11 protein-coding genes are annotated in these 11,874 nt (G+C 72.2%); 8 read left to right on the forward strand and 3 right to left on the reverse strand.

Annotated features, from left to right (window positions below; translation table 11 throughout):
- Positions 1–54 precede the first annotated feature (54 nt).
- The 6 genes from ACWC0C_RS04435 to ACWC0C_RS04460 all read left to right on the forward strand — a co-directional run bounded on the left by ACWC0C_RS04435 (position 55) and on the right by ACWC0C_RS04460 (position 7,324).
- Positions 55–708, forward strand: coding sequence for an ABC transporter permease (locus ACWC0C_RS04435; RefSeq protein ID WP_449194741.1), 654 nt, complete (start codon positions 55–57; stop codon positions 706–708).
- The gene (locus ACWC0C_RS04440) at positions 705–1,373 is read left to right on the forward strand and encodes an ABC transporter permease (RefSeq protein WP_449194740.1); all 669 of its coding nucleotides are present in this window, start codon (positions 705–707) and stop codon (positions 1,371–1,373) included. Before ACWC0C_RS04435 ends, ACWC0C_RS04440 begins: the two co-directional genes overlap by 4 nt.
- A 152-nt stretch (positions 1,374–1,525) precedes the next feature.
- Entirely contained in the window at positions 1,526–2,488 is a 963-nt protein-coding gene (locus ACWC0C_RS04445) for an ABC transporter substrate-binding protein (RefSeq protein ID WP_449194739.1), read from the forward strand.
- 202 nt (positions 2,489–2,690) lie between these two features.
- Entirely contained in the window at positions 2,691–4,115 is a 1,425-nt protein-coding gene (locus ACWC0C_RS04450) for an MFS transporter (protein WP_450861503.1), read from the forward strand.
- Positions 4,116–4,155: 40 nt separating this feature from the next.
- Entirely contained in the window at positions 4,156–4,524 is a 369-nt protein-coding gene (locus tag ACWC0C_RS04455; protein WP_449194737.1) for an ArsR/SmtB family transcription factor, read from the forward strand.
- Positions 4,514–7,324, forward strand: a complete 2,811-nt coding sequence (locus ACWC0C_RS04460; RefSeq protein WP_450861505.1) for an HAD-IC family P-type ATPase — start codon at positions 4,514–4,516, stop codon at positions 7,322–7,324. Before ACWC0C_RS04455 ends, ACWC0C_RS04460 begins: the two co-directional genes overlap by 11 nt.
- A 68-nt stretch (positions 7,325–7,392) precedes the next feature.
- Here the strand turns inward: ACWC0C_RS04460 and ACWC0C_RS04465 are convergent, their stop codons facing one another.
- Positions 7,393–7,845: a DUF6114 domain-containing protein gene (locus ACWC0C_RS04465; protein WP_450861507.1), complete on the reverse strand. Its 453-nt coding sequence runs from the start codon at positions 7,843–7,845 to the stop codon at positions 7,393–7,395.
- Positions 7,839–8,540 (reverse strand): DUF6230 family protein, encoded by a 702-nt coding sequence (locus tag ACWC0C_RS04470; RefSeq protein ID WP_449194734.1) that lies wholly within the window; start codon positions 8,538–8,540, stop codon positions 7,839–7,841. The genes ACWC0C_RS04465 and ACWC0C_RS04470 overlap by 7 nt, the downstream gene beginning before the upstream one ends.
- A gap of 690 nt (positions 8,541–9,230) precedes the next feature.
- Here ACWC0C_RS04470 and ACWC0C_RS04475 point away from each other — a divergent pair.
- The gene (locus ACWC0C_RS04475) at positions 9,231–9,884 is read left to right on the forward strand and encodes a Tat pathway signal sequence domain protein (protein ID WP_450861509.1); all 654 of its coding nucleotides are present in this window, start codon (positions 9,231–9,233) and stop codon (positions 9,882–9,884) included.
- 18 nt (positions 9,885–9,902) lie between these two features.
- Here the strand turns inward: ACWC0C_RS04475 and ACWC0C_RS04480 are convergent, their stop codons facing one another.
- Positions 9,903–10,787 carry a lytic polysaccharide monooxygenase gene (locus ACWC0C_RS04480; RefSeq protein WP_450861721.1) on the reverse strand — a complete coding sequence of 295 codons (885 nt, stop codon included), beginning with the start codon at positions 10,785–10,787 and terminating at the stop codon, positions 9,903–9,905.
- Positions 10,788–11,220: 433 nt separating this feature from the next.
- On the opposite strand from ACWC0C_RS04480, the gene ACWC0C_RS04485 reads away from it, so the two are divergent.
- Positions 11,221–11,868, forward strand: a complete 648-nt coding sequence (locus ACWC0C_RS04485; RefSeq protein WP_449194731.1) for a ScbR family autoregulator-binding transcription factor — start codon at positions 11,221–11,223, stop codon at positions 11,866–11,868.
- Positions 11,869–11,874: the final 6 nt, after the last annotated feature.

The following is an 11,874-nucleotide window of genomic DNA, read 5'->3' on the forward strand; positions in this document are numbered from 1 at the left end:
GGACGCCACAGAGGGCGCCGGCGCCGGGGACGGCACCGACATCAAGGCCGCCCGATGAACGGCTTCTTCGATCTGCCGAGCGACCTCCAGCACAGCTGGCTCGGCCTCGTCGGCCTGCATGTGCGCGAGGGGCTGCTGCCGGTGCTGGCCGCGCTGCTCGTCGCGCTGCCGGTGGCCCAGCTCTGCGTCCGTTTCCGCTGGGTCTACCCGCCCGTCCTCGGCATCACCACCGTGCTCTACTCCATCCCCTCGCTGGCCTTCTTCGTCGTCCTCATCGACTACTTCGGGCAGAGCGAGACGACGGTGATGATCCCGCTGGCCGTCTACAGCCTGGTGGTGCTGGTGCCGGGCATCGTGGACGGCGTCCGCTCGGTCCCCCAGGAGACCCTCTCCGCCGCGCAGGCCATGGGTTTCGGGCCCGTACGCCGTTACCTCCAGATCCAGTTGCCCATAGCCGTCCCCGCGATCATCGCGGGCCTGAGAGTGGCGGTCGTCTCCAGCCTCTCCCTGGTCAGCGTCGGCATGCTCATCGGCAACCAGGGTGCGCTCGGCAACATGCTCAACGACGCCACCGCCTACCACCGGCCCGCCCTGGCCGTGAACTCGGTGCTGACGACGGCGGTGCTGGGCGTCCTCGCCGACGCCCTGCTGGTCCTGGTCCGCCGCCTCCTCACCCCCTGGATGCCGAGGAAGGGTGCCACCCGGTGAACGTCCTGAACTTCGCACACGCCTTCTTCAGCGACAGCGCCCACTGGCACGGCTACGACGGCATCCCCACCCGGCTCGCCGAACACGTCAAGTACTCCCTGCAGGCGCTGCTGTTCGCCGCCCTGATCGGACTGCCCATCGGCCTGGTCACCGGCCACTACGGCCGCGGCGGCAACGCCCTCGCCCTGATCGCCACCGCCGGCCGGGCCCTGCCCAGCTTCGGTCTGCTGGTCCTGATGTTCATCTGGATCGGATTCGGTCTGCTGCCGGTGATGATCCCGCTGGTCGTGCTGGCCGTACCGCCGATCCTCGTCACCACCTACGAGGCGATCCGCTCCGTCGACCCCTCTCCCGTGGACGCCGCCCGGGGCATGGGCATGCCCGAGGCAAGGGTGCTGTTCCAGGTCGAGTTGCCGGTCGCACTTCCCCTCATCCTGAGCGGCCTGCGCACCGCGGCCATCCAGATCGTCTCCACCGCGACCATCGCCGCCTACGTCAGCCTCGGCGGCCTCGGCCGCTACATCATCGACGGCCTCTACCAGCGCGACTACGCGAAGGTCGTCGGCGGCGCCGGCCTGGTCGCCGGACTCGCCCTCGCCACCCTCGTGGTGTTCTGGGCGGCCTCCCGCATCACCGTCTCGCCGGGGGTACGCCGAAGCGGCTGAGCCCAAGCCGACTTGGTTGTCCGTTCGGCGCGCCTTTCATGAAGAATCCGTTACAAGGGGACTGCTCTCTGCACGCAACTGACCACAGATCGAGGCCAATCGGGAATCCGCGCCCCTTGACTGACCCAGAATCGGCTGGATTGGATCAGCAGGTGACTTCCACCAACCGCATCAGCAGGTCCATCCGGAGGAACCGAGGCGCGGCGGTGGTCGCCCTCGCGGCGACGACGGCTCTGCTGGCGGGCTGTTCCTCCACCGACGGCAAGTCCGGCAGCAACCCCCTGACGGACGACAAGGCAAGCGGCGACACCGTTGTCGTCGGATCCAACAACTTCCCCGAGAGCACCCTGCTCGCCGACATCTACGGCGAGGCCCTCAAGGCCAAGGGAATCAAGGTCGATTACAAGCCGAACATCGGCAGCCGCGAGACCACCTACGGGCTGATCAAGAACGGCTCCATCAAGGTGCTGCCCGAGTACAACGGCGCGCTGCTGGCCTACCTCGACCAGAAGGCCAAGCCGACGACGGCCGAGGCCACCACGACGGCCATCGAGGCCAAGCTGGACTCCAAGCTGACCCTGCTCAAGCCGGCGGCGGCGGAGTCCAAGGACTCGGTGACGCTCAACGCGGCCACCGCGAAGAAGTACCACCTCACCGAGAAGTCGACCATCGCCGACCTGAAGGACAGCGCCAAGGACCTGGTCATCGGCGCCTCGCCGGAGTTCCAGACCCGGCAGCAGGGCCTGGTGGGCCTGAAGTCGGTCTACGGCCTTCAGTTCAAGTCCTTCAAGGCGCTGGACGCGGGCGGCCCGCTCACCAAGGCGGCGCTGAAGAAGGACGCCGTGCAGGTCGCCGACATCTTCACCACGGACCCGACCATCTCCAAGGAGAAGTTCGTCGTCCTGCAGGACCCGAAGAACCTCTTCGGCTTCGAGAACGTCCAGCCGCTGGTCCACAAGGGCGCCCTGTCCCAGAAGGGCGTAGACGCGCTCAACGCGGTCTCGGCCAAGCTCGACACCGCGACCCTGCTGGAACTGGACACCCAGGTACAGGTCCAGAGCAAGGACCCGCTGGACGTCGCCAAGGCCTGGCTGAAGTCCGCGGGACTCGCCTGAACCCGCACCTGACAGACGACGACAGGGGACAGACGACTGACGACTGACGACAGCGAAAGCCCTGTCGGATTCCTTCACGAACAGCGGGGCGGATGGAAGAAATCCGCGCACAGGCTGTTCCCGGTGGAGTCACTCCGTCCGTCTCCCCCACCCTCGCTCCGGGGCCGCTTTCCGGCCCCGTAGCGAGCGTGAGGGGAACCCCATGACCACGGAACAGGTGGCTGTCGCCACTCCATACCGTAGGCGCTGGCCCGCCCTGGCCGCCCTGCTGCTCGGCGAGGCGATGAACCTCCTGGACGCGACCGTCGTACAGGTGGCGGCCCCGGCCGTCCACGCCGACCTGGGCGGGCCGGTCTCCGACGTGCAGTGGTTCGGCGCCGCCTACACCCTGCCGTTCGCCGTGCTGCTGATCACCGGCGGGCGGCTCGGGGACATCGCGGGCCGGCGCCGGATGTTCGTCCTGGGTGTCACGGTGTTCACGGCGGCGTCCGTGGCCTGCGCCCTGGCGCCGTCGCCGGGGCTGCTCATCGCCTTCCGGGCCGTGCAGGGCGCCGCGGCGGCGCTGATCATTCCGCAGACCATCGGGCTGATCAAGGCGATGTTCACGGGGGAGGAGACGGCGAAGGCACTGGGCAGCATCGGGCCGGTGATGGGCCTCGCCGCCGTCTGCGGGCCCGTCGTCGGCGGTGTGCTGACCCACGCCGACCTGTTCGGCTCGTCCTGGCGGTCCGCGTTCCTGGTGAACGTGCCGGTGGCCGCGCTGGTCCTGGCCCTCGCCCGGAACCTGCCGGAGAACCGCGCCCCGCACCGACCGCCCCTCGACTGGACCGGCACGGCCCTGGCCGCGCTCGGCACCGGGCTGCTGGTGTACCCCCTGATCGGCGGCGACCTCCGCCGACTCCCCGCGCACGACTGGCTGTTGCTCGGCGCCGGTGTCCTCGCCCTGTGTGCCTTCGCCCTGCACCAGCGGCGCACGCCCCGCCCCCTTCTCGAGCCCTCCCTGTTCACCCACCGCGGCTTCCCGGCGGCTCTCGTCACCTCCACGGCGTTCTTCGCGGTGACCAACGGGCTGACGGTCGTGGTCGTCCTCCAGCTCCAACTCGGCGCCGGTACCGGTGTGTTGGCGTCGGGCCTGAGTCTGCTGCCGTGGTCCGCCGGGCTCGCCCTCGCCTCCTGGTGGGCGGGCTCGCGGCTGGTACGGCGGTACGGGCGCCGGGTGATGCCCTACGGGCTCGGGGTGCTGTTGACCGGACTGCTCGCCGGCGTGGCCGCCTACCGGACGACCACGTCGGGGCACTACCCGCTCGCCCTGCTGCCCGCCCTTGCCCTGGTCGGCCTCGGCGCCGGCCTGTTCACCCCCGCCTTCTTCACCCTCGCCCTGCGACCTCTGCGTCCCCGTGAGGTCGGCTCGGCGGCCGGACTGCTCAACGCGGTACAGCAGTTGGGGGCCACCTTGGGGGTGGCGGTGCTCGGCAGCACGTACCTGGCCGGGACGGGCCAGGGCGCAGCCCAGGGCGCGTGCTGGGTGGCCGTCGGGCTGCTGGGCGTGGCCTGGGCGGCGAGCGGCAGGGTCGGGACGGGGGACGGAGAAGCCCATGGGACGTCCGGGAAGTTCCCGCCGACCTAGACTGAATCCCCGCACACAGACCGAACAGAGGAAGGCGACAGTGGCGACAGCGCCCGGCACCGGCCATCAGGACCCCTCCGCCGAGGTGCTCACCGAGGCGGCCGCCGCCTTCGGGCTGCTCGCCTCGCCCGCCCGGCTGCACATCGTGTGGGCGCTGATCCACGGGGAGAGCGACGTGACCGGGCTCGCCGAGCGGGTCGGCGGCGCGCTGCCCGCCGTCAGCCAGCACCTGACCAAGCTGAAGCTCGCCGGGCTCGTCCGCTCCCGTCGCGAGGGCCGCCGCCAGGTGTACTTCGTGGACGCCGCCGGACAGGCCACCGTCGTCGACGTCGTACGCCTGCTCGTCGGCCGGCTCGCCGAACGGGACCTCGCCGTCCCGGCCCCGGCCCGCCGCCTCCATGGCCTCTGAGCCCCCGGCGGGCCCGGTGACCGGATCCGGACCTACGAGCGGACCCGTGGGCGCAACGTCCCTCCAGGTGCTGCGGCGCCTGGACACCGGCCCGCGTGGACTCACCGACGCCGAGGCGGCCCTACGGCTCAGCGCATACGGCGGGAACACGCCGCCTCGCCCGCGCACCCCCTCGGCGCTCCGGCGCTGTCTGCGCGGCCTGCGCGACCCGTTCACCACCGTGCTCCTCGTCCTCGGCCTGGTCTCGGCGTTCGTCGCGTCCTGGGGCACCGCCACGGTGATCCTCGCCCTGGTCGCCGTCAGCTGCGTGCTGCGCGCGGCCGGGGAGCGCCGCGCCGACCGCGCGCTCGCCGCCCTGCGCGACCTGGTCGCCGGCACGGCCACCGTGCTGCGCCGCACCGACGACACCGCCGACCCGCGCGCCCACGAGGTCCCGGTGGCCGACCTGGTACCCGGCGACGTCGTACGGCTCGGCCCCGGCGACCTCGTCCCCGCCGACGTACGACTGCTGCGCGCCCGCGGGCTGACCGTGCGGGAGGCCGCGCTCACCGGCGAGTCCGCGCCCGTGTCCAAGGCCGCCGCCGAGCTGCCGGAGCCGCTCGCCGAGTCCCATCTGTGCTTCCAGGGCAGCGCGGTCGTGGCGGGCAGCGCCACCGCGGTCGTCGTGGCGACCGGGCCGCGCACCCGGTTCGCCGCCGCACAGCCCTCGCCGGAGCCGCGCGGGCCCAGCGCCTTCGACCGCTCCGTGCACGGCATCGCCTGGGTGCTGGTCCGGTTCATGCTGCTGACCCCGCCGCTGGTGCTCATGGCGGGCGCGGCGCTGCGCGGCCGGGGCCTGCAGACCCTGCCGTTCGCCGTGTCGGTGGCCGTCGGGCTCACCCCCGAGATGCTCCCGGTGATCGTCACCACGTGCCTCGCGCGCAGCGCGGCGCTGCTGGCCCGCGCCCGCCGGGTCGTCGTACGGCGGCTGCCCGCGCTGCACGACCTGGGCGCCATCGACGTGCTGTGCGTGGACAAGACCGGCACCCTCACCCAGGACCGGCCCGTCGCCACCCGCGCGCTCGGACCCGACGGCCGGGACGACCCGGAGGTGCTGCGCTGGGCGGCCGCCGGCGCCTGGTGGACCCTGCAACTCGCCGAACTGCCCGCCCCGGACGCCCTCGACGAGGCGCTGCTCGACGTCGCCGGGGAGGCGGGGGAGGAGTACGACGGGCTCGCCGCCCTGCCCGTCGCGCCCGGCCGGCGCCTCGCCACCGCCGTCGTCGCCGGCCGGCTCGGGCACCATCTGCTGATCACCAAGGGCGCCGCCGAGGACGTCCTGGACCGCTGCGACCTGCCGGCCGCCGAGCGGCGGCGGCTGCTCGGGCTCGCCGCACGCGAGGCGGCGGCCGGGCAGCGCGTGCTGGCCGTCGCCACCGCCGAACGACCCGCCCGCACCCGCCCGTACACCCCCGCCGACGAACGCGGCCTCACCTTCCGCGGCCTGGTCACCTTCCACGACGAACTCACCCCCGGCGCCGCCGGCTCCCTGCGCACCCTCGCCGCCCTCGGCATCACCGTCCACATCCTCACCGGCGACCACCCCGCGACCGCGGCCCGCGTCTGCCGCGAGCTGGGGCTGGAACCGGCCGAGGTACGGACGGCCGGGGGCGACGCCGTCGAGGTCCCGCGTGGGGGAGGGGCGGCTGGTGCTCATGGCTGTGCGGGTCGGGGTCGGGTCGACGAGGTCTCGTTCGGCATCGACGGCGCCGGCGTAGGCCCGGCGGGCACTGGTGTCCGGCGCGGCGCCGACGGGGGCCGGGCTGACGCGGACGGGGTTCGGGCCGGCGCCGATGACGTGCGGGTCGGCACTCACGCTGCCCCGGCCGGCACCGACGCGTTCCCGGCAGGCTCAGCCGACGTTCGGGCCGCTACCGGGGCGATCCGCGGCGGATCCACCACGGTGGTCGCCCGCTGCACCCCCGAGGACAAGGCCCGCCTCGTCGCCGGACTGCGGGCCGCCGGGCACACCGTCGGGTTTCTCGGGGACGGCGTCAACGACGTGCCCGCGTTGCTCGCCGCCGATGTCGGGATCGCGCCGCGCGGGGCCGTGGCGGTGGCCCGGGAGAGTGCCGATGTCGTGCTCGCCGAGAAGGACCTCACCGCCATCGGGTACGCCGTCACCGCCGGCCGGCGCAGCAGCGCCAACATCGCCGCCTATCTGCGCGTGACCCTCTCCTCCAACCTGGGCAACGTCCTCGCCATGCTCGCCGCCGGGCTGTTGCTGCCCTTCCTGCCGATGCTCCCGGTCCAGGTGCTCGCACAGAACCTGTGCTTCGACGCCGCCCAGCTCGCCTTCGCCCACGACCACCCCGCCCCGCGCGAGCTGCGCCGGCCGACCGTACTGCGGCCGCCCGCCTTTCTGCGGTTCATCACCGGCTTCGGCGTGCTCAACGCCGTAGCCGACCTGGCCACCTTCGGCGTCCTCGCGCTCGCGCTGGACGGCCCCGACGCCCTGGACGACGAGGCCGTGTTCCACTCGGCCTGGTTCACCGAGAACCTGCTCACCCAGGCGCTGGTCATGCTGCTCCTGCGGGACGGCCGGCGCCTCCTGTGCGGCGGCCGGCCGGGACCGGTCGGCTGGGCCGCCGCCCTCCTCGCCGTCGTCGGCCTCGCCGTACCGCCCAGCCCGCTCGGCGCCGCGCTCGGCTTGACCGCCCTGCCCGCCGCGTACCACCTGCTGCTCGCCGCAGTCCTCGGCCTGTACGCCCTCGCCCTCACCGTGGCGAAGACCCGCCCTCGCGGGCGTCCCGCAGCGTGACGTCGGCGGGGCTCTCCTGGACGCTCTGATCCGAGACCAGAGTGAGCCGGGCGCAGGCCGCCCAACCCTCAGGCAGCGGTGCCCTCCGCCCCCTCCGCCATCGCCCGCGCCTGCTTCCGGCGCTTGCGGCGGCTGACGCGCGGCTCCTGGTCGGGGAGCCAGCCGAAGGTGAGGCAGCTGCCGGTCACGCCCAGCAGGAGGCCGATGAAGAAGCCGCCCAGGTTCGAGGTGACCCAGCTGCCCAGCGAGAGCAGGACGCCGGTGAGGGAGTAGAAGAGCCGCTGCGCGGGGTTGAAGAGGATCAGCAGGCCCAGCAGCGCCATGAGCGACGGCAGCAGGTAACCGGCCAGCCCCTGCATGCCGATGTGCATCACGACCTTCAGCGAGGCCTTCTCGGTGAGCAGGATCTCGCCGCCGGCCAGGGCGAGCAGCAGCCCGCCCCAGAACGGCCGGCGGGCCCGCCACCCGCGGAAGGCGGCCCGCGCTCCCGGGCGTGGACGGTCCGCCACCGTGCTCAGCAACCCGAGCCGCTGAAGCGGAGCTTGAGGCCGGGAAGCTTGAACACCCCTGCCGTGGTCGCGTAGTTGGTCTGCCGCAGGTTGGCGATGCGCACGGTGTCGGCCTGCTGGCTGAAGACGCCGATCGGGCCCTTCGCGTTCGCCTTGTTCAGCGTGCTTGCGTCGTTGCCGATCTCGATGTTCTTGAACGCCGCGTCGCCGGACAGCTCCGTGGAGTCGGTCGTCAGGTCGCTCGCGGTCACCTTGTCGGCACCGCTTCCCGCGGTGATCAGCAGGTTGGTGCCGCCGAGGTCGACGCTCTGGCACAGCTTGGTGAGCGTGGCGTTCTTGATCGCGGAGGTGACGACGAGCACCTGACCGCCGGAGTCCCCGGCGTTCGGGCTGCCGTCCGCCATGGTGTCGAGGCCGCCGAACTGCTCGAAGCCGGTGCCGTTGAGTTCGGTCGCGGTGACCGTGAACGGCATGCCGGATATCGCGAACTGCACGCCCAGCGCCCCCTGCGCGGTGAGGACCGCGAGACCTGCGGCGACGAGGGTGGCGGGTACGGCCATCACCGCGGCGCGGCGGGCCCGGACCCGGCCCCGTCGCTCGCCGCCGGCGGTCCCGGCCGCGGCTGTCCGCGGTGCTTCGGACGGTGAACCGTTTCCCGGGTTCTCGGGGGTGTTGCCGACGGACGGGACGTCCGGGGACGAGGCCATGTCTGCTCCCATGGGCATGGATCAACGCGGGTCGGGCTTCAGTGGCGCGGTGTCCTGGCGCGGACGGCGACCGCCGCGCACGCCTTCCTCGCACTCCCGGTGGAGCAAGGGCTTTCTCGTTACGCGGCAGTAGCCTCCGAGGAAGTTACCGCCGGTTACTTTGAGGGGTCAAGGGAGATGTGAAAAAAGGGTGTCGGATGTGCGCGGACCGCGACCGCTACCCACAACTCCCTTTGGCGGCCTTGACGTTGACGGTTGATCAGGTCTACAAATTCCCCTGTTTCACGGATCCGTGGCGCCGGATCCGCCGAGCGGCACCGGCCGCGTCTCCCGGCCGCACACGCCGACCGCTCGACTCGGCTCATGGAAACCGTTCACCTAGGTGTGGCCGCGCACGGTCCCTTCCCCCGGCCGTGCCCTGCCCCGCCCCGCCGGCCCGGCCGAAGGCCTTCCCCCGGGTCTTCGGCCGGTGCCCGGACCGCCGCCGTCGCCGGTTCCGTCGCGTACGGAGAAGGCGCCACGGCCCTGCGCCGGCGGCCACCCGCGTACACCACCCGTACAACACCGCGCCACGTCTCACGGCGCTGTGCACACCCGCCTCACGGCGCTGTGCGCACCACGCCTCACGGCGCTGTCCGCAACCCCCGCCTCACCTCATCCGGACCCCCCACCCAGGAAAGAGACACCCGCATGCGCACGCGATCCCTCCTCGCCCTCGCCGGCTCCGCCACCGCACTCGCCCTCGCGGTGGCCGCCCCCGCCTCCGCCGACGGCGCCGCCGTCCTGACCACCGGCGGCGCGGGCGGCACCGCCGTCGCGACCGGCGACACCCTCATCGCCCCGCTGGCCTCCGGCACCTTCGCCACGCTCTACTCCAGCGCGACCGGCACCAGCGGCGTCAAGTGCACGTCCTCCCAGTTCACCGCCACGGTCACCGGCAACCCGACCGCCCCCGGCACGGCCACCGAGTCCGTCACCGGGCACACCTTCGACGCCGCCTCCTGCACCAGCAACGTCGTCGGCGTCACCGGCGTCAGCGGCATCACCGTCGACAACCTGCCCTACACGGCGACGGTCGCCTCCGACGGCACCCTCACCGTCTCGCCCGCCAGCGGCTCCACCATCCAGACCACGGTCAAGCTGAAGACCCTGCTGGGCTCCATCACCTGCGTCTACCGGGCGGCGTCCCTGACCGGGAAGGCCGACAACACCGACAGCAGCATCACCTTCACCAACCAGCAGTTCACCAAGAGCTCCGGTTCGTCGCTGTGCTTTGCCAGCGGTTACTTCACCGCCAAGTACGCGCCCGTGACGGACGGCGGCGCACCGGTCTACGTCAACTGATCATCCAGAAAGCCGAGTTCAGCGTCGTCGTAGACGCATCGCAAGGGCGGCGCCCCCGGTGAGCACCAGCACCGCGGCGGCGCCGCCCGCCAGCACGGGCGCCGAAGGGCCCGTGTCCTGGGCGGCGCGCCCCTCCGCGGCGGGGGCCGGATCAATGGCGGGGGCCGGACTTGTCGTCGTAACCGGTGTCACCTTCGTTTCCCCTGCCCGCGCACCCTGCGCACCCTTCTCGCCCCCCGCACTCTTCGCGCCCGCCGCGACTTTGTCCGGAAACACCACGTCGGAACACGAGTAATAGGTGTCCGGCGTGCTGCTGTTCTGCCAGATGGTGTAGAGGACCTGACGCCCCGTCCGGTCCGCCGGCAGGGTCGCGCCGATGTGATACGCCCCGTTCCGCAGCGGCGGATCGTTGACCTGGGCGAAGGGCCGCTCCGGCAGGTCGGACCAAGTAAGCGGTTTCGCCGGGTCGTAGCCGGGCTTGGTCAGGTACAGCCTGAACGTGCCCGTGTGCGCGATCGTCGAGGCGTACGTCATCGTCAGCCTGCCGCCGGGCGTCAGCCGTGTCGCCGGCCAGTCCCGCCGCGCCAGGTCCAGGCCCCGGTACGCCGGCAGGTTCCCGCTGCACAGTCTGCCGTCCGGAATCGTCTGCCGGTCCCGGCCATTCACCCCTGCCGCGCGCAGGTTGTCCCACGCGGTGAACGGAGCGCCGTTCGCCGCGATCGCCGCCCGGCAGGCCGCCGAGCGCGCCGTGTCGCCGCCCTCGGGGGAGCAGGCGTAGACCCGGCTGACCGGGTCCGTGGGCGCTCCGTGTGCCTGGGCAGACCCCGCCGCCCACGGCAGGAGCAGGAGCGGGGCCGCGGTGGCGGCCGCCGTGACGCTCAGGCGGGCGGTCGTCCGAGTCATCCGGGACTTCTCCTCGGCGGGCGCGGGAACGGGGTCTGCGGGCTCCAGTACGGCGGCGGCGTTCCGTGTGTTCAGCCGGCCCGGCGCACCGGTGATCCGGGTCCTGAAGACCACCGACCGGTTGGGATGTTTCTCGCCTCCTTCGCGGCCCCGTTGAGGAGCCGGCCGTCGGCCTCGTATCGTGGCGATCATGGGTCCGGCACCCGCCGCGCGCGGCTGCCGCGAGCAGTCGGGCAAGGGAGGGGAAAACCGTTCTGGTCTCGTCCGTTCACGTACCGCCGAGGGGTCGTCCGCTGTCGGATCTGCCGGTGACACGCTTCGCAGCGCCGGCCCGCGCCCCGGACTCCCGCTGCCATTTGTGAGTTATCGTATGCGGGGGGTTAAAAACAAACCGCACGTGCTGTTCTTTTCGAGCGCGAGGAGGGGTGCCAGGATGGCAAGGCAGTTACGCGCCGAGCAGACCCGGGCAACGATCATCACGGCCGCCGCCGATCTGTTCGACCGGCATGGCTACGAGTCCACCAGCCTGAGCGACATCGTCGCACACGCGAAGGTCACCAAGGGTGCGCTGTATTTCCATTTCGCCGCCAAGGAGGACCTCGCCCACGCCATCCTCGAACTCAACGCGAAGGCCGGGCGGCAGCTCATCGCCGAGGTCGAGAGCCGCGGCTACTCCTCGCTGGAGGCCCTGATGCGCACCACGTTCGGGGTCGCCAGGCTCGCCGTGGCGGACCCGGTGCCACGCGCCGCGCTCCGGCTCGCCACCGCCGACATCGCCATACGGCCGCCGCTCAGGCACCCGTTCACCGTATGGCTGGAGTTCGCCACCCGGAAGTTCCAGCAGGCAGTCAGGGAGGCCGATGTGCACGGCGATCTCGACGTCTGCATCGTCGCGCACTCCCTGGTCTCCTTCTTCGTCGGCACCCGGGTCGCCGGGCGCTCGCTCGAACCGGTCGGACGGCTGCCGCGCCGGGTGGCCGAGATGTGGCACCTGCTGATCCGGGGCCTGGTCCCGGTGCACCGCCGCCCCCGCTATGTCTCGCTCGCCACGCAACTGGAGCGGGAGATCAGAACGTCCTGACGCCCG

Source organism: Streptomyces sp. NPDC001709 (assembly GCF_053596375.1).

Excerpts from the sequence above, each read along its gene's own strand:
- ACWC0C_RS04435 (WP_449194741.1), top strand. The coding sequence starts at position 55 with ATGAACGGCTTCTTCGATCTGCCGAGCGACCTCCAGCACAGCTGGCTC.
- ACWC0C_RS04475 (WP_450861509.1), top strand. The coding sequence starts at position 9,231 with ATGCGCACGCGATCCCTCCTCGCCCTCGCCGGCTCCGCCACCGCACTC.
- ACWC0C_RS04460 (WP_450861505.1), top strand. The coding sequence starts at position 4,514 with ATGGCCTCTGAGCCCCCGGCGGGCCCGGTGACCGGATCCGGACCTACG.
- ACWC0C_RS04470 (WP_449194734.1), bottom strand. The coding sequence starts at position 8,540 with ATGGCCTCGTCCCCGGACGTCCCGTCCGTCGGCAACACCCCCGAGAAC.
- ACWC0C_RS04485 (WP_449194731.1), top strand. The coding sequence starts at position 11,221 with ATGGCAAGGCAGTTACGCGCCGAGCAGACCCGGGCAACGATCATCACG.
- ACWC0C_RS04450 (WP_450861503.1), top strand. The coding sequence starts at position 2,691 with ATGACCACGGAACAGGTGGCTGTCGCCACTCCATACCGTAGGCGCTGG.
- ACWC0C_RS04480 (WP_450861721.1), bottom strand. The coding sequence starts at position 10,787 with ATGACTCGGACGACCGCCCGCCTGAGCGTCACGGCGGCCGCCACCGCG.